Source organism: Streptomyces smaragdinus (genome assembly GCF_009604385.1).
GTDB lineage: Bacteria > Actinomycetota > Actinomycetes > Streptomycetales > Streptomycetaceae > Streptomyces > Streptomyces smaragdinus.
The window spans coordinates 1-25,208 of record NZ_WEGJ01000050.1 but is presented as its reverse complement, the minus strand read 5'-3'; the positions used below and the strand labels follow the sequence as shown (position 1 = coordinate 25,208).

Genomic DNA, 25,208 nt, shown 5'->3' with positions numbered 1-25,208 from the left:
CTACCGGCACTCCGTCCCGGCCGCCGGGACCTTCCCCGTCAGCAGCAGGCCGTTCACCGCGTCGTCCACGCAGTCCGACTGGCCGTACGCCCCGTGCCCCTCGCCGTGGTACGTCAGCTCCACGCCCACGCCGAGCTCGTCGGCCATATGGCCCGCGCCCTCGTACGGGGTCGCCGGGTCGCCGGTGTTGCCGATCACCAGGATCGGCGCCGCGCCGGGGGCGGACACCTCCGGGTGCGCGGACTCGCCGTCCAGCGGCCAGTCGGTGCACGTCAGCAGGCTCCAGCCGAGGAGCGGGCCGAAGACGGGCGCCTCGCGGGCGAATTCCGCCGCCCGGGCGCGGGCCTGCGGGATCGTGAAGCGTTCGGTGGTGTCGGCGCAGGTGATGGCCGTACCGGAGGACGTCGAGTTGGCGTAGTGGCCCTTGTCGTCGCGGTCCAGGTAGAAGTCGGCGAGGGCCATCAGGACGTCGCCCCGGCCCTGCTCGGCCTCCTGGAGGGCCTGCGTCAGATACGGCCACGACTCCTCGGAGTACAGCGCGGCGGCGATGCCGAGGACCGCGTCGGTCGCGGTGAGCTCACGGCCGTCGGCGGTGGGCAGCGGCTCGGACTCCAGGCCGTCGAGGAACGCCAGCAGCCGGTCGCGGCCGGCCGCGCCGCCCGTACCGGTGGGGCAGTCGCCGGCCTCCTGGGCGGCGCAGTCCCTCATGTAGTCCGTCAGCGCCAGCTCGAAGCCCTTCGCCTGGGCGCGGGCGCTGTCGACGCCGCCCTTCGTCGGGTCGACGACCGCGTCGAGCACGGTGCGGCCGACCCGCTTGGGGAAGAGGTGCGCGTACACGCCGCCGAGCTGGGTGCCGTACGAGATGCCGAAGTAGTTCAGCCTCTTGTCGCCGAGGGCTTCGCGGATGCGGTCCAGGTCGCGGGCGGTGTTCGTGGTGGTGACGTACGGGAGGAGGTCGCCGGCCCTCGACTGACAGCCTTGGACTTGCTCCCGGGTCATGAGCTGGACCTCCTTCTCCTCGGCGGCGTTGTCGGGGATGGCGTCCACCCCCCGCTCTTCGTCGATCCGCGCGTCGTCGAGGCAGGTGACGGGGGCGCTGGCGCCGACGCCGCGGGGGTCGAAGCCGACCAGGTCCCAGCGTTCGCGGAGCTTCTCGTAGTCCTTGGCCAGCTCGGGCAGGATCAGCACCCCGGAGCCGCCGGGGCCGCCGAAGTTGTAGACCAGGGAGCCCAGACGCCTGCCGGGGTCCTTCGCCCCGGCCTTGATCAGCGCGATGCCTATGCGCTTCCCGCCGGGCTTCGCGTAGTCCAGCGGCACCTCGAGCGTGGCGCACTCCCAGCGGGTGCCGTCCGCCAGCCGCGCCGGCGCCTTCCCGTCGCCGCCCTGCTCGGGGGTGGGGCGTCCGCACGTCTTCCAGTCGAGGGTGCCCGCGCTCGTGACGTCCCGCTCCGGTTCCGGCGTCTCCCCGCCGCCCCCGCCCGTACAGGCGGACGCGGACAGCGCCACGGCGACGACGGGGGCCAGCAGGGCGAGCGATATGGGACGCATGCGGCCGAGGGTAGCCGTACGGTCGTAAACCTATCGGCAGGTTTTGCCCTTCGGCGGGGTCGTCCCCTCGAAGAGGTACGCGTCCACGACCTCCCGTACACAGGAGCTGCCGCCGGTGTACGCGCCGTGCCCCTCGCCCTCGTTCGTCAGCTGGTGGCCGACGTCCTCGCCGAGCTCCGCCACCATCCGCTCGGTGCCCTCGAAGGGCGTCGCCGGGTCGTTGGTGGTGCCGACCACCAGGATCGGGTCCGCGCCCTTCGCGCTCACGTCCGCCGTCCTGCTCTCCCCGCGCACCGGCCAGTCCGTACAGCTGACCAGCGACCACGCCATGAACTCGCCGAACGCCGGCGACGCCTTGCGGAACTTCGGCAGCACCTCGCGGACGTCGGCGGCCGTGGGGCGTTCCGAGGAGTCCGCGCAGCCGATCGCGGTGAAGGACGCCTGGAGGGTGCTGTACGTGCCGTCGGGGTCGCGGCCGTTGAGGGCGTCGCCGAGGGCCATCAGGGTGCGGCCGTCGTCCGTGTTGGCCTCCTCCAGGGCCTCGGAGAGGATCGGCCAGAAGTCCTGCGAGTACAGCGCCTGCGCGATGCCCGAGGTCGCCAGCGCCTGGGTCAGCCTGCGTTTGCCGATGCCGGGCAGGGGGTGCTGGTCGAGGCGTTCCACCAGCGCGGCGACCTTCTTCACCGCCTCGTCCGGGTCCTCGCCCAGCGGGCAGGCCTCGCCCCGGGCGGCGCAGTCCTTCGCGTAGTTCTCCAGCGCCAGCTGGAAGCCCTCGGCCTGGGCCAGGGAGCGGTGGGTGGCGTCCAGGGTGGGGTCGACGGCGCTGTCCAGCACCGCCCGGCCGACCTTCTTCGGGAAGAGGTGGGCGTACACGCCGCCGAGTTCGGTGCCGTACGAGATGCCGAAGTAGTGCAGCCGCTCGTCGCCCAGGGCCGCGCGCATCAGGTCCATGTCGCGGGCGGCGTCGCGGGTGCCGACGTACGGCAGGACGGGGCCGGAGTTCTTCTCGCAGGCCGCGTTGAAGTCCTTGACGCCGCCGAGGTACGCCTTCTCCTCGGCCGGGGTGTCCGGGGTGTTGTCGGCGGCGAACCAGGCGTCGAGCCGGCGGTCGTTCAGACAGTGCACGCCCTCGCTGGCGCCGACGCCGCGGGGGTCGAAGCTGACCAGGTCGTAGCGGGTGCGCAGGGTCTCGAAGAGGTGCGCGGCGCTGGGCAGCGTGTCGACGCCGGAGCCGCCGGGGCCGCCGAAGTTGAACAGCAGGGAGCCCAGCCGGTGCCCGGAGTCGGTGGCCCGGGTGCGGATCATCGCCAGGCCGATCTGCGTGCCGTCCGGCTCGGTGTGGTCCAGCGGGACGCGCAGGACGCCGCACTGCCACGTGAGGGCATCGGCGGACGGCTGGCCCGGCACCTGGGGGGCGCACGTCTTCCAGCGCACGCCCTCGGCGGCGGCGAGGTCGGTGCCGGGGCCCGGCTCGGCACGGTGGTCGGCACCGGACGAGGTCCCGCACGCGGCGAGCAGCCCGGTCAGCAGGCCGGCGACGATCATCCTCACGCTGGCGGACGGCTGCACGGCGGCTCCCCGGGACACGGCGACGGCTGGACGGCAATCGTGTGCAGCGCCGCCGGGGGCGCGCGCGGTGGGCGGCGCGAAAGGGTGAGCGGCTCAGCCGTTCAGTTCCGCCATGTCGATGAACTCCCGCGGCCCCGGCGCCTTCGCCGGCCGCGCGGCGTCGAAGTCGGAGAACAGGACGGTGCCCATGTCCGAGGTGCCCTTGCTGTCCAGCCGCAGGATGTACGGGGTGCCCTCGGCCGCCACCCAGGCGGTCGTCGACTTGGCGCCGACGCTGTCGGTGATCGGGATGGCCCGCCGGCCCGCCACGACCGCCGGGTCGCCCTTGCGCGCCGAGCCCGTCGTCCCGGCGGTGAGTCCGGCGAGCATCCGGTCGAGGTCGCACAGCCCCTTGAACTCGTCGGCCCCGGACCGCTCGTCGAGCTTCAGCCAGCGCCCGCCGATCTTCGTCTCGGTGACCTTCGCCTTCTCCGCGCCGCCCGCGTTCGCCTCCAGATAGCGGCGGTCGGGCTTCATGTACGAGGCGCCGTCGACGACCAGCACCCGTACCTGCGAGGGCGGCGCGGCCGCCGTGATGGTGCCGCTGCAGTCGCCCCGGCGGGTGACCGTGAGCTTCAGCCGCGAACGGCCGCCCGCGGGGGGTGTGATGTCGCCCCGCATGGTCATGGACTCCGTCGCCCTCATCGCGCCGACGGCCTCCTTGCCGATGTCCTTCGCGGACCGGTCCGCGCGGGAGTCACCGCCGCCGGAGCAGGCGGCGCTTGTGGTCAGGGCGGCGACGAGAAGGGCGCACGGGAGCAGCCGTGCGGGGGCGTTCTTCCGGGGGGCCACAGGTCACTCCTTGCGCATACGCGATGACGGACCTGATATCTGACCACATGCGGCGAAGCGGGGTGCACCGGGCGCCGGGGCGCCCCCGGCTCATTCGACGATCTGCCGGCCCTCCGGGCGCGCACTGCATGAGCTGCGGAAAGAGCACATCGAGCAGTGGTCGCCGGGCGACGGACCGAAGCGTTCGTCGAGTACGCGGGCCGCGGCCGTCGCCAGAAGTTCACCCGTCCAGGTGGCGGGCGGCGGGTCCTGGCGCTGCACGGCGGGCATGGTCTCGCCGCCCTCCTTCTTGGGCGCGGGCAGCCGCAGATGGACGAGCTCGGCGCCGCCGGCCTCCGGGGTGCGGCCGTCGAAGAGCTCGTCGGCACCGCCCGCCGCGACCGCCGCCTGATAGACCGCGAGCTGCGCGTTGTGCTCGATCTCCGGGCCGGACGGCTTCTGCTTGCCGGTCTTGAAGTCCACGACGTATGCCCGGCCGTCGGCGTCCTCCTCCACCCGGTCCATGGAGCCGCGGACCCGTACCTCGAACTCGCCCGCCTTCAGCGTCACGTCGAACTCGTGCTCGGAGCCGACCGCGCGCCGTCCGTCGCGCTCCAGCACGTGCCAGCGCAGGAACCGTTCCAGCGCGGCCCGCGCGTTCTCCTTCTCCTGCGCCGACTTCCACGGCGCGTCGAACGCGAGCCCGTCCCACACCGTGTCCAGCCGCTCCATCAGGACGTCCAGATCGGCCGGTGTACGGCGGGACGCCACCTCGTCGGCCAGGGCGTGGACGACCAGGCCGAAGCCCTGCGCGGAGCTGGCGGGGGTGTCGGCCTTCACCTCGCGGCCCAGGAACCACTGCAGGGAGCAGCGGTTGACGAGCTGGTCGAGGGAGCTGCCGGAGAGGGCGACGGGCAGCTCGCGGTCGCGGACCGGGACGGCGTTCTCCGTCGGCTCCACCAGGCCCCACCAGCGGTGCGGATGGGCGGCGGGGACCAGGGGCTGGCCGTCGTCCGTTTGCGCGGCGAGGCGGGCCAGCCGCCGGGCGGCGGCCTCGCGCAGCTCCGGGAGGGCGTGCGGGTCGACGGTCGTGGCGCGGAGCTCGGCGACCAGGGCGGTGATGTTCAGCGGGCGGCGGGGGCGGCTGGTGACGTCCTTCGGCTCGACGCCCAGCTCGGTGAGGAACCGGGAGGGCTGGTCGCCGTCGTCCGCCGGGGCCTTGACCGCCGTGACGATCAGGCGCTCCTTCGCGCGCGTCGCCGCGACGTAGAACAGCCGGCGCTCCTCGGCCAGCAGGGCGCCGGGGGTGAGCGGGTCGGCGATGCCGTCGGGGGCGATGCGGTCGGCCTCCAGCAGGGAGCCGCGGCGGCGCAGGTCCGGCCACAGGCCCTCCTGGACGCCGGCCACCACGACCAGACGCCACTGGAGGCCCTTGGCGCGGTGGGCGGTCATCAGGCGGACGGCGTCGGGGCGGACGGAGCGCCGGGTGAGGGCGTCGGCGGCGGCGCGGATGTCCTGGTGGTCGATCTCCTCCAGGAAGTTCAGCGCGCCCCGCCCGCCCGTCCGTTCCTCGGCGCGGGCCGCGGTGTCGAAGAGGGCGCAGACGGCGTCCAGGTCGCGGTCCGCGTTGCGTCCGGCGGGGCCGCCGCGGCGGGCTGAGCGCTCCAGGCGGTGCGGCCAGCCGGTGCCGTCCCAGAGCAGCCACAGGGCCTCCTCGGCGGTGGCCCCGGCGGCCAGGGCGTCGGCGGCCTGACGCAGCAGCAGGGCGAGACGGCGGGCACCGCGGGCGTACGCGGCGTCGTGGGCGACGAGGCGGCGGGGGTCGGCGAGGGCCTCGGCGATCAGGGTGTCGGAGGGGCGCGGTATGGCCCGCCCCCCGGCGCGCTCCTCCTCGCGCAGGGCGCGGCCGAGGCGGCGCAGGTCGGCGGCGTCGAGGCCGCCGAGGGGGGAGGTGAGGAGGGTGAGGGCGGTGTCGGGGTCGAGGGGGGTGCCGCCGGGCTCGTCGGCGCCGTCATCCGCCGGCGGGGCGTCCTCTCCGGTCGGCCGGGCGGCGTCCTCCTCCTCCGCCCCCGCGTCCGACGCCGTCGCCGCCACCCGCAGCGCCAGCAGCAGCGGGGCCACCGCCGGCTCGTGCCGCAGCGCCAGATCGTCGCCGGACACCTCCAGCGGCACCCCGGCCGACGTCAGCGCCCGGCGCACCGAGGGGATCGTCCGCCCCCCGGCCCGCACCAGCACCGCCATCTCGCCCCACGGGACACCGTCCTCCAGATGCGCCCGCCGCAGGATGTCGGCGACGTTGTCCAGCTCACCGCTCGCCGTCGGATACGTGAACACCTCCACCCGCCCCCCGCCGCGCGCCGGCGTCAGCGCGCGGTGCGCCCGTACCGTGTCCGCCGGCAGCAGCGGCAGCGGCATCCGCCGGGTCAGCTCCCGGGTGGCGTCCAGCAGCCGTCTGCCGGAGCGCCGCGACGTACCGAGCACGGCGACGTCCGCCGGGGCGCCGTCGCGCCGGGGGAAGGCGTACGGGAACTCGAGGATCCCGCCGACGTCCGCGCCGCGGAAGGCGTAGATCGACTGGTCGGGGTCCCCGAACGCGACCAGCGTCCGCCCCTGCCCCGCCAGCGCGCGCAGCAGCCGCACCTGCGCGGCGTCGGTGTCCTGGTACTCGTCGACGTACACCGCGTCGTACCGCGCCGCCAGCTCCTCGGCGACCTGTGGCCGGTGCGCCAGCAGCACCGCCCGGTGCACCAGCTCGGTGTAGTCCAGCACCCCCTGCGCGTCCAGCACGTCGAGGTACTCCGCGAGGAACCCGGCCGCCGCCCCCCAGTCGGGCCGTCCCAGCCGCCGCGCGAACGCCTCCAGGTCCTCCGGCCGCAGCCCCAGCTCCCGGCTGCGCGCCAGCACCGCCCGCACCTCGTCGGCGAAGCCCCGCGTCGTCAGACATGCCCGGAGCTCCGCCGGCCAGGGCCGGCCGCTCTCGCCGGCCAGCAGCTCCCGTACGAACAGGTCCTGCTCCGGACCGGACAGCAGCCGCATCGGCTCGGCGAAGAGGTCGGCGTCCTGATGGGCGCGGACCAGGGCGTAGCAGTACGAGTGGAACGTCGTCGCCCGCGGCGCCGCGACCGCCCCCGTCGACCCGCCCAGCCGCCGCGTCATCCGGTCCCGCAGCTCGACGGCCGCCTGCCGGCTGAACGTCAGGACGAGGATCCGCTCCGGCTCGGTGCCCTTGCGGATCCGCTCGGCGACGGACTCCACCAGCGTCGCCGTCTTGCCCGTGCCGGGACCGGCCAGCACCAGCAGCGGTCCGGTGCCGTGGTCAACCACACGGCGCTGCATCGCGTCCGGGACAGCAGGGCGTTCCGCAACGACTGGTTCTCTGACCAGCCGGTACGGCGAAGCGCCCGCGGTCGCGGACGAGAAGGGAACGCTCACGTGAATCGCCTGTGCCGGTGGGGTGACCCGATGCCGAACGGTACTCCGTACGGTCGCCGGGCCGGGACTGATGCGGGGGTATGGCGGAAGCTGTCAGGTATGAGCCGCGCCGTCGTCCGCACCGTCCCAGCGGGCGAGACGCAGGTTCAGCCTCGGTATGTGCTGTATCTCACCGGGGGAGGACCCCCGGACCCCCCGCTCACTACTGACCCCCGCCGTCCGCAGCGGCGTCCCTTCCTCCCGGTAGTGCTCCAGCGCGCTCAGCTCGTGTCCCGGCAGCAGCCTGCCGTCGGCCCGTACGACACGCCACCACGGCGCCGCGCCGCCGTACAGCGCCATCACCCGGCCGACCTGCCGGGGCCCGCCCTCGCCGAGGAACTCCGCCACGTCCCCGTACGTCATGACCTTGCCGGGCGGAATGTGCTCGGCCGCCTCGAGGACCCGGTCCGCGTAGTCCGGGAGCTGTTCGGATCTGGGTTCGCTCATTCCGTAGATGGTGCCGCATGCCGCCGACAACCGACCCGGATGCAGCCGCCGGGGGCCGGGACATGCCACCATGCACCGGACGGCCGCCCCGCCGGATCCGTCCGGGACTGCCCGGGACGGACCCGGGGAGCCGGCCGATGAGCGCGGGCGCCGGGCACGAAGGGGCCCAGAACGAGGGGGAAGCCATCACTGGCGGCAGGACCGAGAAGGCCACCGGCGCGCAGCAGCGTGAGCCGGCGCGTTCGGCTGCCCGGCCGCCGGTGGAGCCGCGGGACGAGGACGAGCCCCTGCCGCCCGTCGAGCGCGTGCAGGTCGACGAGCCGCTGCTGCCCGCCCGGGTGCACCGGCCCGCCGATCTGATCCGTACGGCCCTCGGCGTCCTCGGCGTCATCGCCCTGTTCGGCATCGCCGCCTTCGCCAACGCCACTACCGAGGGCCTCGGCGAGGACATCAGCAAGGGCGCGCGCTCCGCGCCCTCCGTCCTGGTGAGCATCGGCGGTTTCGTCTCCAGCGTCGCCGTTCTTGTGGTGCCGGTCGCCTTCGCCGTCGAACGGCTCGTCAAACGCGACGGGCTGCGGGTCGCCGACGGCGTGCTCGCCGCCGTCCTCGCGCACGGCTTCTCCCTCGCCGTCGCCCTGTGGGTCACCGGTCACGCGCCGGACGCGGTGCAGGTGGCGCTCACCCAGCAGGTGCCCGGCGGGGAGGCGGGGGAGCGGACCGATCCGGTGCACGGCTATCTGGCGCCTGTCATCGCGTATATGACGGCCGTCGGGATGCCGCGCCGGCCCGGCTGGCGGGTCGTGATGTGGGCGGTGCTGATCCTCGACGGGCTCGCCGTCCTCGTCGGCGGTTTCTCGACGCCCTTCGCGATGCTGCTGACGGTGCTCATCGGCTGGACCGTGGCGTACGGCACGCTGTACGCGGTCGGCTCGCCGAACGTCCGCCCCACGGGGCAGAACCTGCTCGCCGGGCTGCGCCGGGTGGGCTTCCGCCCGGTCACCGCGCACGTGCCCGACGAGCCGCCGCCGGAGACGGACGCCGAGCGGGTCGGCGGCGGCCGGCGCTACATCGTCACCCTCGAGGGCGACGGCGCCCCCCTCGACGTCACCGTCGTCGACCGTGAGCAGCAGGCACAGGGGTTCTTCTACCGCGCCTGGCGGCGGCTCTCGCTGCGCGGCATCTACCAGCGCCGCAGCCTGCAGTCGCTGCGCCAGACCCTCGAGCAGGAGGCGCTGCTGTCGTACGCCGCGCTGGCCGCCGGGGCGAACGCCCCCAAGCTCATCGCCACCTCCGAGCTCGGCCCCGACGCCGTGATGCTCGTCTACGAGCACATCGGCGGCCGCAAGCTCGACACCCTCGCCGACGAGGAGATCACCGACGACCTGATGCGCCACGCCTGGGACCAGGTGCGGGCGCTGCAGTCCCGGCGGATCGCGCACCGCCGTCTGGACGGCGACTCGGTGCTCGTCGACCGGGCGGGCACCGTGTACGTGACGGACCTGCGCGGCGGGGAGATCGCGGCCGGTGACGTGGTGCTGCGGATGGACGTCGCGCAGCTGATGACGACCTTCGCCCTGCGCGTCGGCCCCGAGCGGGCGGTCGCCTCGGCGGTGCGCTCGCTGGGCCCGGACGCCGTCGCCGACAGCCTGCCGCTGCTCCAGCACATCGCGCTCACCCGCGGCACCCGCTCCGCGCTGCGCCGGCTGGCGCGGGCGCAGAAGGAGCGGGAGCGGGAGGCGCTGCTGGAGGCGTCGAGGGTCGGCAAGGGGCTCGACAAGAAGTCCGTACGGGCCGAGAAGAAGGCCATAGAGGACGCCCTGGAGGTCGCCCGCGAGGACGACCTGCTCACCCAGATCCGCCACCAGGTGCTGCTGATCCGCCCGCAGGCGGCGGTCGAACCGGCCCGGCTGGAACGGATCAAGGCCCGCACCCTGGTCAGCCTCATCGCCGGGGTGTTCGCCGCGTACTTCCTGCTCACGCAGCTCACGCACGTCAGCCTCGCGAAGATCGCCGCGGAGGCGGACTGGGGCTGGGCGGCGCTGGCGCTGCTGTTCTCCGCCGCGTCGTACATCGCCGCCGCGATGAGCCTGCTGGGCTTCGTCCCGGAGAAGGTCTCCTACGTCCGTACGGTGCTCGCGCAGGTCGCCGGTTCGTTCGTGAAACTGGTCGCCCCCGCCGCGGTGGGCGGTGTCGCGCTCAATGCCCGCTTCCTGCAGCGGTCGGGCGTCCGCCCGGGGCTGGCGGTGGCGTCGGTGGGCGCCTCGCAGCTGTTCGGGCTGGGCAGCCACATCATGCTGCTGATGGTGATGGGCTATCTCACCGGCACGGAACGCACGCCCACCCTCTCGCCGTCCCGGACGGTCATCGGGGGGCTGCTGGCGGTGGCGGTGATGGTGCTCGTCACGACCGCCGTGCCGTTCATGCGGCGGTTCGTCTCGACGCGGGTGCGGTCGCTGTTCGCCGGCGTGGTGCCGCGGATGCTGGACGTGGTGCAGCGGCCGCAGAAGCTGCTCACCGGCATCGGCGGGATGCTGCTGCTGACGGGGTCGTTCGTGATGTGCCTGGACGCCTGCGTCCGGGCGTTCGGCGGCTCGCTGTCGCTGCCGTCGGTCGCGGTGGTGTTCCTCGCCGGCAACGCGCTGGGGTCGGCGGCGCCCACGCCCGGCGGTGTGGGCGCGGTGGAGCTGGCGCTGACGGCGGGTCTCACGGCGGCGGGGCTGCCGTCGGACACGGCGCTGTCGGCGGTGCTGCTGTTCCGGCTGCTGACGTTCTGGCTGCCGGTCCTGCCGGGGTGGCTGAGCTTCACGTACCTGACGCGCAAGGGCGCGGTCTGACGTCCTGACGGCACCCGTCTTGTCCCGGTTGTCGGAGGGCACCGCTACGCTCTCGTGGGTGTCCGCCCGTATCACCCACCCCGACCAGCTCAAGGAGCTCCTCGGGATCCCGTTCACCCCGGAGCAGACGGCGTGCATCACCGCACCGCCCGCCCCGCAGGTGATCGTGGCCGGGGCCGGGTCGGGCAAGACGACCGTGATGGCCGCCCGGGTGGTGTGGCTGGTCGGTACGGGACAGGTGGCGCCGCAGCAGGTGCTGGGGCTGACGTTCACCAACAAGGCGGCGGGGGAGCTGGCCGAGCGGGTGCGCGCGGCGCTGACGAAGGCGGGCGTGCTGCAGCCGGACCCCTTCGGGGACGAGCCGGTGGAGGAGCCCCGCATCTCCACGTACCACGCCTTCGCCGGCCGCCTGCTCCAGGACCACGGCCTGCGCCTGGGCCTGGAGCCCGGCGCCCGCCTCCTCGCCGACGCCACCCGCTACCAGCTCGCCGCGAAGGTCCTGCGCGCCGGCCCCGGCCCGTATCCGGCGCTCGTCAAACCCCTGGCCACCCTGGTGAGCGAGCTGCTCGCCCTCGACGCCGAGCTCAGCGAGCACCTCGTCGCCCCCGCCGCCCTGCGCGCCCACGACACCCGGCTGCTGCGCGAGCTGGCGGACGTCAGGCTCACCAACGAGGAGCTGCGCAAGGCGCCCGGGGCCGCCGGGGCGCGGCTGGAGCTCACCGAACTGGTCGAGGCGTACCGCAGGGAGAAGCGGCAGCGCGACCTCATCGACTTCGGCGACCAGATCGCCCTCTCCGCCCGCCTCGCCGAGGACCATCCGGCGGTCGGCGACCGGCTGCGCGAGGAGTTCCGCGTCGTCCTCCTCGACGAGTACCAGGACACCTCCGTCGCCCAGCGCCGGATGCTCGCCGGACTCTTCGGCGGCGGGCACGCGGTGACCGCCGTCGGTGACCCCTGTCAGGCGATCTACGGCTGGCGCGGCGCCTCCGTCGCCAACCTCGACGACTTCCCCGAGCACTTCCCGCCCGCCCGCCGCTTCTCCCTGTCGGAGAACCGCCGCAGCGGCGGCCGGCTGCTCCAGCTCGCCAACGGCCTCGCCGGGCCCCTGCGCGCCCGCCACGCGGGCGTGGAGGCCCTGCGCCCGGCGCCGGGGGCCGAGCGGGACGGCGTGGTGCGCTGCGCCCTGCTGGAGACCCACGAGGCCGAGCTGGACTGGCTCGCGGACTCCGTCGCCCACCTCGTCCGTACGGGCACGCCCCCCGGCGAGATAGCCGTGCTGTGCCGCACCGCGGGGGACTTCGCCCGGATCCAGGGCGCGCTGGTCGCCCGGGACGTGCCCGTCGAGGTCGTCGGGCTGTCCGGGCTGCTGGACCTGCCGGAGATCGCCGATCTGGTCGCGACGTGCGAGGTGCTCCAGGACCCCACCGCCAACGCCTCCCTCGTACGCCTGCTGACGGGCCCCCGCTGGCGTATCGGCGCGCGCGATCTGGCGCTCCTCGGACGTCTCGCGCGGATGCTCGTTCGGTACGAGGACACCCCCGACGATCCCGACGCCCGTCTCGCCGCCGCCGTGGAGGGTGTCGACCCGGCGGAGGTGGCCTCCCTCGCGGACGCCCTCGACGTGTTCCTCGACGGCGGCGACGACCTCGGGGGGCTGCCGTTCGGCCGCGAGGCGCGGGTGCGGTTCGCGCGGCTGGCCGCCGAGCTGCGCGAGCTGCGGCGGGCGCTGGCGGACCCGCTGATGGACGTCCTGCACCGGGTGCTGGCGGTGACCGGGCTGGAGGTCGAGCTGTCGGCGTCGCCGCACGCGCTGGCCGCCCGCCGCCGCGAGACCCTCGGCACGTTCCTCGACACGGCCGCCCGCTTCGCCTCCGTCGACGGCGAGGCGACCCTGCTGGCGTTCCTCGGCTTCCTGCGCACCGCCCAGCAGTACGAGAAGGGCCTGGACGCCGCCCTCCCCAGCGACGGGACGGACACCGTCAAGGTGCTCACCGCGCACAAGTCGAAGGGCCTCGAATGGGACGTCGTCGTCGTCCCCGGGCTCGTCGCCTCGCACTTCCCAAGCACCGACGCCCGCGAGGCGTGGACGTCGCAGGGCAAGGTCCTGCCGCACGCCCTGCGCGGCGACGCGGACACCCTCCCCGAGCTGGGGGAGTGGTCGGCGAAGGGCGTCAAGGAGTTCCGTACGGCCCTGCGCGACCACACCGAGGTGGAGGAGCTCCGCCTGGGCTACGTGACGTTCACCCGCCCCCGCCGGCTGCTGCTGGGCTCCGGACACTGGTGGGGGCCGACGCAGAAGCGCCGGCGCGGCCCCTCGCCGTTCCTGGACGCGCTGCGGGAGCACTGCGAGCAGGGGTACGGCGAGGTCGAGGTGTGGGCCGGTGAGCCGGCGAAGGACGCCGTGAACCCGGCCCTGACGGCGGACGCCGCCGAGCGGGCGTGGCCGCTGCCGCTGGACGGCGCGGCGACGGCCCGCCGCCGGGAGGCCGCCGCCCGGGTCGAGGCCCACCTGGCGTCCGTACCGCACCAGCGGGCGGAGGAGGGGGACGTACCGGAGGAGGCGCAGCCGCACCCGCCGGAGGTCGCCCGGCAGCTCGCCTCCTGGGACCGCGACATCGACGCCCTCGAGGCCGAGCTGCGCGCCGCCCGCGCCACGACCTGGGACGTCCCCCTGCCCGCCACGCTGACGGCCTCTCAGCTGCTGCGCCTGGCCGCCGACCCCGACGGCTTCGCCAGGGAGCTCGCGCGCCCCATGCCGCGCCCCCCGCAGCCGGCCGCCCGCCGCGGCACCCGGTTCCATGCCTGGGTCGAGTCCCGCTTCGAGGAGCTGCCGCTGCCGATGCTCGGCCCCGACGAGCTCCCCGGCGCCGACGACTGGCTGCCGCAGGACGGCCCCGGGATCGCCGACGAGCAGGACCTGGCGGAGCTGAAGGAGGCCTTCGAGCGCACCGAGTACGCCCGCCGCACCCCGTTCCGCGTCGAGGCCCCCTTCCAGCTCGTCCTGGCCGGCCGGGTGGTCCGGGGCCGGATCGACGCGGTGTACCGCGACGGGGAGGACCGCTTCGAGGTCGTCGACTGGAAGACCGGCCGCGCGGGCACCGCCGACCCGCTGCAGCTGGCTGTCTACCGGCTCGCCTGGGCGGACGAATGGGGCATCCCCCTCGAGGACGTGTCCGCCGCGTTCCTGTACGTCCGCACCGGAGAGGTCGTACGGCCCGAGGGCCTGCCCGGCCGGGCGGAGCTCGAAGCGCTGCTGTCCGGTTAGGCTCACCAGCATGAGCAGCACGCCGGACACCGTGGTCCGCACGTTTATATCGGACCAAAACGGTGCGTTCCTCTCCGATTTGCAGGAGTGGGTACGCATTCCGTCCGTGTCCGCCGACCCGGACCACGCCGGTGACGTCCGCCGCAGCGCCGAATGGCTGGTGGCAAAGCTCACAGCGACGGGCTTCCCGGTCGCGGAGATCTGGGAGACCGAGGGCCTGCCCGCCGTCTTCGCCGAGTGGCCGAGCGACGACCCGGACGCCCCGACGGTGCTCGTCTACGGCCATCACGACGTGCAGCCCGCCGCGCTCGCGGACGGCTGGCACTCCGAGCCCTTCGAGCCCTCGATCCGCGACGGCCGCCTCTACGGCCGCGGCGCGGCGGACGACAAGGGCCAGATCCTCCTGCACACCCTGGGGGTACGCGCCCATCTGCACGCCACCGGACGCACCGCCCCCGCCGTCAATCTCAAGCTGATCGTCGAGGGCGAGGAGGAGTCCGGCTCCCCGCACTTCCCCGCCCTCCTGCGGCGCCACGCCGACCGGCTCGCCTGCGACACGGTGATCGTCTCCGACACCGGCATGTGGGCCGAGGACACCCCCACCGTGTGCACGGGGATGCGGGGCCTGGCGGAGTGCCAGATCACGCTGTACGGGCCCGCCCAGGACATCCACTCCGGCTCCTTCGGCGGTGCCGTGCCGAACCCGGCCACCGAGGCCGCCCGGCTGGCCGCCGCCCTCCACGACGACGCCCGGCGGGTCGCCGTCCCCGGCTTCTACGACGGTGTGGTGGAGCTCACCGCCCGGGAGCGGGAGCTGTTCGCGCGGCTGCCGTTCGACGAGGCCGCGTGGCTGCGTACCGCCCACTCCACCGCCACCCTCGGCGAGGCCGGGCACACCACCCTGGAGCGGATCTGGGCCCGCCCCACCGCCGAGGTCAACGGCATCGGCGGCGGCTATCAGGGCCCCGGCGGGAAGACCGTCGTACCGTCGTCCGCCTTCCTCAAACTCTCCTTCCGCCTCGTCGCCGGACAGGACGCCGGCCAGGTGCGCGAGGCGGTCGGGTCCTGGGCCGCGGACCGGCTGCCCGCCGGCATCCACCACGAGATCACCTGGACCGGCACCACCCGCCCCTGCCTCACCCCGCTCGACGATCCGGCGCTGCGGGCCCTCACCCGGGCCATGGGGCGGGCGTTCGGGCAGGAGATCCGCTACACCCGCGAGGGCGGCTCCGGCCCGGCCGCCGACCTGCAGGACGTCCTCGGCGCGCCGGTCCTCTTCCTGGGGATCTCCGTTCCGTCCGACGGCTGGCACGGCCCGAATGAGAAGGTGGAGCTCGAATTGCTGACCAAGGGTGCGGAGACCGCCGCCCACCTCTGGGGCGAGCTGGCCCCCGGGACGACAGGGGGAGACCAGTGACCGCCATCTGGAGTAACCCGGCGCACACCGTCCCGCCGATCTCGCTGACCGGCGACAGCGGCATCGACCGCGCCGCCCACCACCGCCTCGACGAGGCGTGGCTCGCCGCCGCCTGGAGCCATCCGACGACGCGCGTGTTCGTCGTCTCCGGCGGCCAGGTGCTGATCGACGACACCCCCGACGGGCGCACCGAACTGGTGATGACCCCCGCCTTCGAGGCGCCGCTCACCGAGCAGCACCGCTACTTCCTCGGCACCGACACCGACGGCGTGCGCTACTTCGCGCTGCAGAAGGACTCCCTGCCCGGCCGGATGGACGAGTCCGCCCGCCCCGCGGGGCTGCGCGAGGCCGGCCAGCTGCTGGGCGACCGGGACGCGGCGCTGATGGCGCACGCGGTGGCGCTGGAGAACTGGCAGCGCACCCACCGCTACTGCTCCCGCTGCGGCGAGCGCACGAACATCACGTCCGCCGGCCACATCCGCCGCTGCCCCGCCTGCGGCGCCGAGCACTACCCCCGTACCGACCCCGCCGTGATCATGGCGGTGACGGACGGGGAGGACCGGATCCTGCTCGGCCGGCAGATGCACTGGCCGGAGGGCCGCTTCTCGACGCTGGCCGGCTTCGTGGAGCCCGGCGAGTCGATCGAGCAGACCGTCCGGCGCGAGGTGTTCGAGGAGGCCGGGGTCGTTGTCGGCGACGTCAGGTACGTCGCCAGCCAGCCGTGGCCCTTCCCGTCCAGCCTGATGCTGGGCTTCCTGGCCCGGGCCACGTCGGTGGACATACGGGTCGACGGCGAGGAGCTGCACGAGGCGCGCTGGTTCTCCCGCGACGAGCTGCGGGCCGCGTTCGAGTCCGAGGAGGTCCTGCCTCCGTCGGGAATCTCGATCGCGGCCCGGCTGATCGAACTCTGGTACGGCGAGCCGCTGCCGAAGGGGCGGCCCTTCTGAGGGTCAGGCGCCGAGGGCGGTCTTCACCTGGGCGAGCGACGGGTTCGGCATCGCGACCGACTCGCCGCCCTGCTTCGGGACCACGACGACGGTCGGCACCAGCTGGTTGCCGTTGTTGACGCTCTCGACGAACTTGGCGGAGTCGGGGTCGTGCTCGATGTTGATCTCGGTGTACGCGATGCCCTCGCGGTCCATCTGACCCTTCAGCCGGCGGCAGTAGCCGCACCAGGTGGTGCTGTACATCGTCACAGTGCCCGCCATGGCTTCGCGCTCCTTAGGTTCGGCGTGCGTCTCGCACGTATTCGCACGTAGTCGAACGCACGGGTACGGCGGGTCATTCCCGTACGGGGTACAGGTGAGGCGCCGGTCACTGAGGCGCCGGTCACTGCGCCAGGGTCGCGCACGTGAGCAGCGCGAATCCCGCGACGCCGACGACCGTGCGCGCGGTGTGCAGCCGGTTCCAGCGCACCTCGAACGCCTCCCGGGCGGCGAGCCGCTGCTCTGGGGTGTCGAGGGGGGCCCGGTCGAGGGCGCCGTTCAGCGGGATGTTGCCGCCGATCGTGATCCCGTGGGACACCACGTTGGCGGCCAGCCCGAGCCCGGCGAGCAGCCGGTCGTCGGCGAGGAACACGGCGAGCAGGGGCCAGAGGATCACGCCGAGGAACAGGGCGAGGAACCACGGGTTCACGATGACCCGGTTGATCCGCCGCATGACGGCGGTGAACTCGTCGTCGCTCCCCTGCCCCAGCGCGGGCATGAAGACGAACCGGAACGCGAAGAAGAGCCCCACGTAGAGGCCGGTGGTCACGGTCGCCAGGACGAGGAGGACGGACGCCATGCGGGCCACCCTGGCATGCCGCGCCCGCGTCCGGCCACGGGATTCCGCGTTCCCGGTCGCGGATAATCGTACGAATTGGGGGCGCCTGTGGACAACCGGTCCGGGGCCGGTCCCGGACCTGGCAGCATGGCGGGGTGACAACAGCCCCCCAGCCCTCGCTCTTCCCGCAGTTCCCACAGGTCCCCGAGACGGCCGACGCCGTGCTGGAGGGCCTGGACCCGGAGCAGCGTGAGGTCGCCACGGCCCTGCACGGGCCGGTGTGCGTGCTGGCGGGCGCCGGGACGGGCAAGACCCGCGCCATCACCCACAGGATCGCGTACGGGGTGCGCTCGGGCGTCCTGCAGCCGCAGAGCGTGCTGGCCGTGACGTTCACGAACCGGGCGGCGGGCGAGATGCGCGGCCGGCTGCGCCAGCTCGGCGCGGACGGCGTCCAGGCGCGGACGTTCCACTCCGCCGCGCTGCGCCAGCTCCAGTACTTCTGGCCCCGGGCGGTCGGCGGCGAGCTGCCCCGGCTGGCCGAGCGGAAGATCCAGCTGGTCGCCGAGGCCGCGGCGCGGTACGGCACCCGGCTTGACCGGGGCGAGCTGCGGGACGTGGCCGGCGAGATCGAGTGGGCCAAGGTCACCCAGACCGCCCCCGAGGACTACGGCGCCGCCGCGCTGAAGGCCGGGCGGGACATGCCGCGCGACGCCGCCGAGCTGGCCGGGATCTACCGCTCGTACGAGCAGCACAAGGCCGAGCGCGGGGTGATCGACTTCGAGGACGTGCTGCTGCTGACGGTCGGCGTGCTGGAGGACCGGCCGGACATCGCCGAGCAGGTGCACCGGCAGTACCAGCACTTCGTCGTCGACGAGTACCAGGACGTCAGCCCGCTCCAGCAGCGGCTGCTGGAGCTGTGGCTGGGCGGCCGGGACGGCTTGTGCGTGGTCGGCGACGCGAGCCAGACGATCTACTCGTTCACCGGCGCCACCCCGGACCACCTCCTCGACTTCCGGCTGCGGCACCCGAACGCCACGGTGGTCAAGCTCGTCCGGGACTACCGCTCCACGCCCCAGGTCGTCCATCTGGCGAACGGCCTGCTCGCGCAGGCGAGCGGGCGGGCGGCCGACAGCCGGCTGGAGCTGATCGCCCAGCGCGCCCCGGGCCCCGACCCGGGCTACACCGAGTACGCCGACGAGCCCGCGGAGGCCGAGGGCACGGCCCGCCGGATCCGCCGGCTCATCGACTCCGGCGTCCCGGCCGGCTCGATCGCGGTGCTCTACCGGATCAACGCCCAGTCGGAGATCTACGAGCAGGCCCTCGCCGACCAGGGCGTGCCGTACCAGCTGCGCGGCGCCGAGCGGTTCTTCGAGCGGCCCGAGGTCCGCGAGGCCGGCATCGCCCTGCGCGGCGCGGCCCGCGCCGGGGGGAACGACGCGCTGCTGGACGACGCCGTGGACCTCGCCTCCCAGGTGCGGGCGGTGCTCGGCAGCATGAAGGGCGGCGCCTGGCGGCCCGAGGCCCCGGCCGGCTCCGGCGCGGCGCGCGACCGGTGGGAGTCCCTGGCGGCGCTGGTCCGGCTCGCGGAGGACTTCGGGCGGGCCCGCCCCGGCGCCACGCTGGGAGACCTGGTCGCCGAGCTCGACGCCCGCGCCCAGGCGCAGCACGCGCCGGCGGTGGACGGGGTGACGCTGGCGTCGCTGCACGCCGCCAAGGGGCTGGAGTGGGACGCGGTGTTCCTGGTCGGGCTGACCGAGGGGATGCTGCCGATCACGTACGCCCGGACGGACGAGCAGGTCGAGGAGGAGCGCCGGCTGCTGTACGTCGGGGTGACGCGGGCCCGGGAGCATCTGCAGCTGTCGTGGGCGCTGTCGCGTTCGCCGGGCGGGCGGGCGTCGCGGGTGCCGAGCCGGTTCCTGACCGGCCTGCGCCCGGGCAGCGGGGGGCTCACCGGGCGGTTCGGGGGAGCGGCCGGCACGGGTGGCGTCGAGCGGGGGAGCGGCTCATACGGCGGGAGCGGGGCCGGTGCGGTCGCGCGGCGCCGGCGGCGGACGTCGGTGCGGTGCCGGGTGTGCGGGCGGACGCTGACGCAGGCCGGCGAGATCAAGCTGATGCGCTGCGAGGACTGCCCGAGCGAGCTGGACGAGGCGCTGCACCAGCGGCTGCGGGAGTGGCGCGCCGGGCAGGCCGCGCTGACCGGCCAGCCCGCGTACTGCGTCTTCACCGACAAGACGCTGCTGGCCATCGCCGAGGCCGTACCCGCCGATTCGGCCGAGCTGTCCGCCATTTCGGGGGTCGGGACACGCAAACTGAACAGATTCGGCGCCGATGTTCTGGCCATCTGCGCTGGTCAGGACCTGTCTTCGGGGGCCGGGGCCGAGGACTGAGCCCAAAAACCTCGAAAAATGGTTTGCGTTCGCCCTCGGAAGGCTCATAGCCTTCCGAGCACGGAAGCAAGCGGTTCCGGGAACCGATGATTCCGTGTTCTACTGTTAGCTGCCCGCAGTGAGACACCTCTCACTGCACCGAGACGCCGAGAGGAGGCGAGAACCGTGGAGAGCACGATCACCAAACTGGTCGGCCGTCCCGTGACCGCCTCCTGCCCGATCGCCGTCTCCGAGCGTGGCCTGCGCGGCACCGGTCTGTCCGGTTCGCGCTCCGGTCTCGCACTGGGCAGCTCCCTCGGATCGGTCGCCGTAGTCAAGCGACCGACCCAGGCACCCGTGGCAGCACCGGCAGAGGCGAAGCAGGCCTATGCAGGCGTCATCGCGGGTGCCGGCCTCCAGGAGCAGACGTGGGCCTTCGGCGGACACATCGCCGCAGGCGCAACCGATGCCAATGAGCAGCACCAGACGATGCGGGGCTACCGCGGCCCTGAACCCTGGCAGGATCCATCTTGATCGAACAGATCGAGACGGCACCTACCAGGGCCGCGGAACCCGAAACCGGGATCCGCGGCCCTTTTGCTTGTCCCACCCGGGGGAACCTCCCCCGACCCGATGGCCCAGCGCCGATTACAGGAAGGCACAACGTGTCCACCCCCGTACACGCTCCCTACCTCCCCTCAGCTGACTCACCTGACCATCCCTCGGACCTGGAGGTCCCTTTGACCGCGGTCACCGCACTGACTTCGCTCGACGAGCGCATCGAGAGCCTCGGCGAGCTCGTCCCCTGCCGGACCTACGACCCCGAGGTCTTCTTCGCGGAGTCGCCGGCGGACGTCGAGTACGCCAAGTCGCTCTGCCAGACCTGCCCGGTGCGTGAGGCCTGCCTGGCCGGCGCCAAGGAGCGGCGTGAGCCGTGGGGCGTCTGGGGTGGCGAGCTCTTCATCCAGGGTGTCGTCGTAGCCCGCAAGCGGCCCCGTGGCCGTCCGCGCAAGAACCCGGTCGCGGCATGAACGTCCCCGGCACCATCTCCCGTCCCCACGCGCACGAACCCGAGAAGCAGGTCCCCACGATGAAGCCCTCCCCCGAGACCCCGAACGCACGTCCCGAAGCAGAGACGGTCGCCTGCGGCGAGCGTCAGAACAGGAAGCTCGAAATGCAACTCATGCCAGAAGCCCTCGCGCGTGCGCAATATCAGGAGCGCATGCGGGAGGCGGAAACGGAGCGCCGGGCGTTGGCGCTGGTCGCCGCCCGGCGGCTGCAGCGGCGGGCGGAGCGGGTCCAGCTCCGCGCGCGCCGTGCGCTCGCCATGGCGGTCATGAACTGACCCGGATTCGGGGGCCGCTCCCCCCGATCCCCCTCAGGGGCCTTCCCACCGCTCGGGAGGGCCCCTTCCCTTTTACGCCGTCGACTCCCCGAGCGCCTCCTCCGACGCCGCGAAGCCCGGGAGCCAGGCCTCCAGTTCCTCCCTCATGCGGACGCTTGCGTTCAGCTGGCACAGGACGCCGATCGTCGACAGCGTCACCCGGTGGATCAGGAGGTACGACGGGGGGAGGTTCAGCTGCTTGCCCAGGTGGTGGGCCGGGGCGCGGGGGTCCGCTATGCGGGCCGCCTGGGTGCGCATCCAGGCGCGGGTGAACGTGAACTCGTCCGCCCCCGCCGGTTCGATGATCGGGACCAGGTAGTCCAGCACCGCCTGCGGGTCCAGGGTGATCGTCGGCTTGACGAAGCCCTCCGTGCGGAGCATCTCGTAGACCTCGTCCGCCTCGCCGGCCAGGGCCAGGCGCAGGGCTTCCCCGATGGTCGGGGGGAGGCCCTCCGTGAGGCGGTCCACCGTGCCGAAGTCCATGACGCCCAGGCGCCACTCCTCGGGGGAGCCCTCCTTGATGAGGCGGAAGTTCCCCGGGTGCGGGTCCGCGTGCAGCAGGCCCGTGCGGGCCGTGCCGGCGAAGAGGAAGCGGGCCAGGAGCTGGCCCACCCGGTCGCGCTCCTCCTCGGTGCCGTCGGATATGAGGGAGGCGAGCGGGACACCGTCCATCCACTCCGTCACCAGGACCTGGTCGGCCTGATGCACCACGTCCGGGACGAACACGTCCGGGTCGTCCGCGAACTCCGCCGCGTACGCCTTCTGCGCCCGCGCCTCCAGCCCGTAGTCCAGCTCCTCCGACACCCGGTCCCGCAGCTCGGCGATCAGCGGCTTGATGTCCATGCCCGGGATCAGCGGACCCAGCAGCCGGGAGAACCGGGCGAGCTGGGTGAGATCGCTGAGCAGCGCCTCGCCCGCCCCCGGATACTGCACCTTCACCGCCACCTCACGGCCGTCGTGCCACACCGCCCGGTGGACCTGGCCGATCGACGCCGCCGCGGCCGGGGTGTCCTCGAAGGAGTCGAACAGGTCCCGCCAGTCCTCCCCGAGCCGCTCCGCCAGCGCCTGGTGCACCGATCTCACGGGCATCGGCGGCGCCGCCTCCTGGAGCTTCGTCAGGGCCGCCCGGTACGGCCCGGCGATGTCCTCGGGCAGGGCCGACTCGAAGACGGACAGCGCCTGCCCGAACTTCATCGCCCCGCCCTTCAGCTCGCCGAGCACCTTGAACAGCTGCTCGGCGGTGCGCTGCTGGAGCTCACGGGCCACGATCTCCGCGGACCGCCCGCCGATCCGCTTGCCCAGCCCCCAGGCCGTACGGCCCGCGAACCCTATGGGCAGCGCGGCCAGCTTCGCCGTCCGCGTCACCGCCTTACGAGGAAGATCAGACACGTGCCCCTCCAGCTTCCTGTCCGGCCCCGAGCGGCCCGGCGGAGTCCGCCGCGCCGCAGCCGCACTCCGGATACGGTTCCAGCCTGTTCATGTCCGGCTCGAGCCCCGGCAGGGCCAGCTCCAGCCGTGCTCCCGTGACCGGTGGCAGCCGCCCGTCCAGAAAGGTCAGGGCATGGCTCGCGGTCAGTCCCGCCACCATTGTCGCCAACGCGACGTCGCAGGCGTGCACCCCCTTCGCCGCGGCACCGGACCGCCACTGCGCCAGCAGCCGGGGCCACTCCGGCTCCTCTGCCGCCCGCGCCCCCGCCAGACACCCGGCACACGCCGTGCCGCCCGGCAGCACCAGCGGGCCCACCACCCCCGTCGCCTCCAGCACCCCCGCGAAGAGATGCGGCGTCCCCACCGCCATCAGCCCCTCCACCGCCCCCGGATCCGGCGCGTACACCGCGAGCCCGTCCCGCGGCGCGACCACCACCAGCGTGTACGGCACCGACTCACCCCCGCCGGCCCGCCCCCGATCCGGCGCCGCGCCCCGCACCACCCGCCGCGCCGACACCGCCCGCCGCTCCCCGACGCCCTCCGCCCCGTGCCCCCCGGGCGACACGTCCCACGGCTCCACACACCCCCCGTCCAGCACATCGACCCGCCCCACCCCCGCCGCGGAGAGCAGCGCCGCGACCGCCGTGCCCACCCGCCCGGCCCCCCGCACCTGCACCCGCAGCGCCCGCCGTGCCGCCAGCCGCCGCAGCGCCCCGTCCGGCTCGGGGTGCACGACGGACAGCGACGCGAGATCCGGACGCAGCCGGTCGAGGGCGGCCGTCCGCTCCCGCAGCCGGGCGACCGCCGGCCCGCCGCCCACGGCGTCCGTGAGCAGCCCCGACCGCCCGAGCGCCGCCACCAGCTGATCCGCCCGCCCGGCCGGCAGCCCCAGCGCACCGGCCTCCCGGCGCAGCAGCTCCATCCCCCGGGCCCCCGTGAGCCGCTCCAGCAGCATCCCCGCGGCCGGATCCAGCGGCCCGAACGTCATGGCCGCCGCCCGCGTCACCCCAAACTGCACCGTCTGTCCCGTCCGCCACGCCCGGCGCAGCGCCGGCTTGAGCATGGGATGCGGCCCGTCCGTCCCGCGTTCCCCGTCCATGGCTCCCCCGTCCGTCGCAGTCACCTCCGCCGCCCGGAAGCGAGCGGCGGACACCACCCTGCACCCCCGGCCCGGAAACCCGCCGACCGCTGTCCACAGGGCACCGGCGCTTGTCGTACAAATGCGCGCCGGGACGCGCTGCCGGACCCCGTACCGAGAGTCAGCTTGAACGTGTTCAAATCTGCTGTCAACCGCGCGGCGCGACCGGCCGGCCCCCGGCACTGTGACGAACCCGACTCCCGCCGAACACCAGGTCCGCGCCGTGAATCAAATCCCGTGCCCCCTATGGGGGATACATCCCTCTATGGAGGCCGACCCCGGTAAAGAGCCTGCGCAAATCGTGTGTGAGCACGTCGTGATCTGGCCTCGGGTCGGGACTTGTGCCCTGTACAGCCTGTAACGTCGAGGCCGTGCCTGCCGAACATCAGCGCAGCCGACCCGACCCCGCAGGACCGAAGCCCACGAGCGCGGTCGAGGTCCGGCGCAGTGCGCGCAGGCGCCGTACGGTCTCGGCGTACCGCGACGGCGACCGCACCGTGGTCCTGATCCCCGCCCGGATGTCGGAGGCGGAGGAGCAGCGCTGGGTCGAGGTGATGCTCGACAAGCTCCAGGCGCAGGAGCGGAAGCGGATGCTGGGCGACGCCGAGCTCGCCGTACGCGCCGGGCAGCTCGCGGACCAGTTCCTCGGCGGCCGCGCCCGGCCCAGCAGCGTCCGCTGGGTCACCAACCAGAACACCCGCTGGGGCTCGTGCACCCCGGCCGAGGGCAGCATCCGGCTGTCGCACCGGCTGCAGGGGATGCCCGAGTACGTCGTCGACTACGTGCTGGTCCACGAGCTCGCGCATCTGCTGGTCCCCGGTCACGGACCGCGTTTCTGGAAGCTGCTGGAGGCCTATCCGAAGACGGAGCGGGCGCGCGGCTATCTGGAGGGCGTCGTCGCGACCGAATCGCTGCCCTACATTCCCGGCCAGCCGGACAAAGGCTAGGCTGAGCCGGACGCAGGGCCGGGGGATCACCCGGCACGACGACGGCGACGTACCGGCCGGGGACCCACCCGGGCCGGGTCGGCGTGAGGCCGGGACCGCCCGGTCCGTCGGGTTTACAGCAAAGGCGCGGAGGGGGACGGTCGTTCGGCATGACCAGGCAATTCCAGCGTGGCCACAAGGCCAAGATCAGTGATTTGACGCCCGGAACCGACCTGTACGTAGGTGTGCAGATCGCGGGTCCGGGGTTCGGGTTCGACATCAGCTGCTTCGGGCTCGACGCCAACGAGCAGCTCACCGACGACCGGTACTTCATCTTCTTCAACCAGCCGAAGTCGCCGGAGGAGTCCATCCAGCAGCTCGGCGCGCAGTCGGGCGACACGCAGTCGTTCCGGATCACGCTCGACCGGATACCGCAGTCGATCCGCAAGCTGTCCTTCACCGCGACGATCGACGGTTCCGGGACGATGTCCCAGGTGGGGCCGGGCTATCTGCGGATCGTCGCCGGCGGCGAGGAGGTGGCCCGGTACGCGTTCAACGGCTCGGAGTTCACCACCGAGCGCGCGGTGATGATCGGTGACTTCTACTTCAAGGACGTCTGGCGGTTCGCGGCCGTCGGCCAGGGCTTCGACGGCGGGCTCGACGCGCTGCTGAAGAACTTCGGCGGCGAGGTCCTCGAGGAGCAGGCGCCGGCGCTTTGAGTCATGAACGTAGCGTTGCTTTTCGCCGGTGGTATCGGCTCGCGGATGAACAGCCGGGCCCTGCCCAAGCAGTTCCTCGAGATCCACGGCAAGCCGATCATCATCCACACCCTCGAGCACTT

19 protein-coding genes and 1 pseudogene are annotated in these 25,208 nt (G+C 73.6%); 11 read left to right on the top strand and 9 right to left on the bottom strand.

The genetic code is table 11. The features are described from left to right. The 5 genes from SRB5_RS32440 to SRB5_RS32420 form a co-directional block, all read right to left on the bottom strand. A complete protein-coding gene (locus SRB5_RS32440; protein ID WP_153457060.1) occupies positions 1–1,548 on the bottom strand; it encodes an alpha/beta hydrolase in 1,548 nt (515 codons plus the stop codon). 30 nt (positions 1,549–1,578) lie between these two features. After that, on the bottom strand, positions 1,579–3,093 hold the full coding sequence (locus SRB5_RS32435) for an alpha/beta hydrolase (protein ID WP_153457073.1): 1,515 nt from the start codon (positions 3,091–3,093) through the stop codon (positions 1,579–1,581). A 117-nt stretch (positions 3,094–3,210) separates the two neighbouring features. Then, positions 3,211–3,948 (bottom strand): hypothetical protein, encoded by a 738-nt coding sequence (locus SRB5_RS32430; RefSeq protein WP_153457059.1) that lies wholly within the window; start codon positions 3,946–3,948, stop codon positions 3,211–3,213. A 90-nt stretch (positions 3,949–4,038) separates the two neighbouring features. Then, positions 4,039–7,263 carry an ATP-dependent helicase gene (locus SRB5_RS32425; protein WP_153457058.1) on the bottom strand — a complete coding sequence of 1,075 codons (3,225 nt, stop codon included), beginning with the start codon at positions 7,261–7,263 and terminating at the stop codon, positions 4,039–4,041. Between the two features lie 189 nt (positions 7,264–7,452). Then, positions 7,453–7,845 carry an MGMT family protein gene (locus SRB5_RS32420; protein WP_153457057.1) on the bottom strand — a complete coding sequence of 131 codons (393 nt, stop codon included), beginning with the start codon at positions 7,843–7,845 and terminating at the stop codon, positions 7,453–7,455. A 137-nt stretch (positions 7,846–7,982) separates the two neighbouring features. On the opposite strand from SRB5_RS32420, the gene SRB5_RS32415 reads away from it, so the two are divergent. From SRB5_RS32415 to nudC, 4 genes are read left to right on the top strand one after another with little or no spacing between them, the layout of a single operon-like run. Further along, the gene (locus tag SRB5_RS32415; RefSeq protein WP_194293095.1) at positions 7,983–10,679 is read left to right on the top strand and encodes a lysylphosphatidylglycerol synthase transmembrane domain-containing protein; all 2,697 of its coding nucleotides are present in this window, start codon (positions 7,983–7,985) and stop codon (positions 10,677–10,679) included. 58 nt (positions 10,680–10,737) lie between these two features. Then, positions 10,738–13,944: an ATP-dependent helicase gene (locus tag SRB5_RS32410; protein WP_323378852.1), complete on the top strand. Its 3,207-nt coding sequence runs from the start codon at positions 10,738–10,740 to the stop codon at positions 13,942–13,944. Between the two features lie 10 nt (positions 13,945–13,954). Next, positions 13,955–15,361, top strand: coding sequence for a dipeptidase (locus SRB5_RS32405; protein ID WP_153457055.1), 1,407 nt, complete (start codon positions 13,955–13,957; stop codon positions 15,359–15,361). 5 nt (positions 15,362–15,366) lie between these two features. Then, positions 15,367–16,308 (top strand): NAD(+) diphosphatase, encoded by a 942-nt coding sequence (gene nudC / locus SRB5_RS32400; RefSeq protein ID WP_323378858.1) that lies wholly within the window; start codon positions 15,367–15,369, stop codon positions 16,306–16,308. Between the two features lie 3 nt (positions 16,309–16,311). Here nudC and SRB5_RS32395 read toward each other — a convergent pair whose 3' ends face one another. Together SRB5_RS32395 and SRB5_RS32390 are read right to left on the bottom strand one after the other, a co-directional pair. Then, a complete protein-coding gene (locus SRB5_RS32395; RefSeq protein WP_153457053.1) occupies positions 16,312–16,569 on the bottom strand; it encodes a mycoredoxin in 258 nt (85 codons plus the stop codon). Between the two features lie 121 nt (positions 16,570–16,690). Further along, complete coding sequence (locus SRB5_RS32390) at positions 16,691–17,146, bottom strand: anthrone oxygenase family protein (protein WP_153457052.1); 456 nt, start codon at positions 17,144–17,146, stop codon at positions 16,691–16,693. 134 nt (positions 17,147–17,280) lie between these two features. Here SRB5_RS32390 and SRB5_RS32385 point away from each other — a divergent pair, with 134 nt between their 5' ends. The 4 genes from SRB5_RS32385 to SRB5_RS32370 all read left to right on the top strand — a co-directional run bounded on the left by SRB5_RS32385 (position 17,281) and on the right by SRB5_RS32370 (position 20,836). Beyond that, the gene (locus tag SRB5_RS32385; protein ID WP_407704018.1) at positions 17,281–19,512 is read left to right on the top strand and encodes an ATP-dependent DNA helicase UvrD2; all 2,232 of its coding nucleotides are present in this window, start codon (positions 17,281–17,283) and stop codon (positions 19,510–19,512) included. 165 nt (positions 19,513–19,677) lie between these two features. Beyond that, the gene (locus SRB5_RS32380; RefSeq protein ID WP_323378850.1) at positions 19,678–20,025 is read left to right on the top strand and encodes a hypothetical protein; all 348 of its coding nucleotides are present in this window, start codon (positions 19,678–19,680) and stop codon (positions 20,023–20,025) included. 131 nt (positions 20,026–20,156) lie between these two features. Next, the gene (locus SRB5_RS32375) at positions 20,157–20,522 is read left to right on the top strand and encodes a WhiB family transcriptional regulator (RefSeq protein ID WP_407704017.1); all 366 of its coding nucleotides are present in this window, start codon (positions 20,157–20,159) and stop codon (positions 20,520–20,522) included. Continuing rightward, positions 20,519–20,836, top strand: a complete 318-nt coding sequence (locus tag SRB5_RS32370) for a hypothetical protein (protein WP_153457051.1) — start codon at positions 20,519–20,521, stop codon at positions 20,834–20,836. The genes SRB5_RS32375 and SRB5_RS32370 overlap by 4 nt, the downstream gene beginning before the upstream one ends. 72 nt (positions 20,837–20,908) lie before the next feature. On the opposite strand, the gene SRB5_RS32365 is transcribed toward SRB5_RS32370, so the two are convergent. Both SRB5_RS32365 and SRB5_RS32360 read right to left on the bottom strand, forming a co-directional pair. Continuing rightward, complete coding sequence (locus SRB5_RS32365) at positions 20,909–22,264, bottom strand: ABC1 kinase family protein (protein WP_323378849.1); 1,356 nt, start codon at positions 22,262–22,264, stop codon at positions 20,909–20,911. Beyond that, on the bottom strand, positions 22,257–23,402 hold the full coding sequence (locus tag SRB5_RS32360; RefSeq protein WP_228390619.1) for a ThiF family adenylyltransferase: 1,146 nt from the start codon (positions 23,400–23,402) through the stop codon (positions 22,257–22,259). Before SRB5_RS32360 ends, SRB5_RS32365 begins: the two co-directional genes overlap by 8 nt. 410 nt (positions 23,403–23,812) lie before the next feature. Here SRB5_RS32360 and SRB5_RS32355 point away from each other — a divergent pair, with 410 nt between their 5' ends. The 3 genes and pseudogenes from SRB5_RS32355 to SRB5_RS32345 form a co-directional block, all read left to right on the top strand. Continuing rightward, positions 23,813–24,388 (top strand): M48 metallopeptidase family protein, encoded by a 576-nt coding sequence (locus tag SRB5_RS32355; protein WP_323378848.1) that lies wholly within the window; start codon positions 23,813–23,815, stop codon positions 24,386–24,388. 149 nt (positions 24,389–24,537) lie between these two features. Further along, positions 24,538–25,080: pseudogene (locus tag SRB5_RS32350) on the top strand (TerD family protein); the annotation flags it as partial. A gap of 9 nt (positions 25,081–25,089) precedes the next feature. Then, positions 25,090–25,208 (top strand): NTP transferase domain-containing protein (locus tag SRB5_RS32345; protein ID WP_153457049.1); only part of this gene is annotated, 119 nt, incomplete at its 3' end.

Bases quoted from the DNA above. Each gene is read 5' to 3' on its own strand.
- SRB5_RS32440 (WP_153457060.1), bottom strand. From the start codon at position 1,548: ATGCGTCCCATATCGCTCGCCCTGCTGGCCCCCGTCGTCGCCGTGGCG.
- SRB5_RS32435 (WP_153457073.1), bottom strand. From the start codon at position 3,093: ATGATCGTCGCCGGCCTGCTGACCGGGCTGCTCGCCGCGTGCGGGACC.
- SRB5_RS32425 (WP_153457058.1), bottom strand. From the start codon at position 7,263: ATGCAGCGCCGTGTGGTTGACCACGGCACCGGACCGCTGCTGGTGCTG.
- SRB5_RS32420 (WP_153457057.1), bottom strand. From the start codon at position 7,845: ATGAGCGAACCCAGATCCGAACAGCTCCCGGACTACGCGGACCGGGTC.
- SRB5_RS32415 (WP_194293095.1), top strand. From the start codon at position 7,983: ATGAGCGCGGGCGCCGGGCACGAAGGGGCCCAGAACGAGGGGGAAGCC.
- SRB5_RS32405 (WP_153457055.1), top strand. From the start codon at position 13,955: ATGAGCAGCACGCCGGACACCGTGGTCCGCACGTTTATATCGGACCAA.
- SRB5_RS32395 (WP_153457053.1), bottom strand. From the start codon at position 16,569: ATGGCGGGCACTGTGACGATGTACAGCACCACCTGGTGCGGCTACTGC.
- SRB5_RS32390 (WP_153457052.1), bottom strand. From the start codon at position 17,146: ATGGCGTCCGTCCTCCTCGTCCTGGCGACCGTGACCACCGGCCTCTAC.
- SRB5_RS32370 (WP_153457051.1), top strand. From the start codon at position 20,519: ATGAACGTCCCCGGCACCATCTCCCGTCCCCACGCGCACGAACCCGAG.
- SRB5_RS32360 (WP_228390619.1), bottom strand. From the start codon at position 23,402: ATGGACGGGGAACGCGGGACGGACGGGCCGCATCCCATGCTCAAGCCG.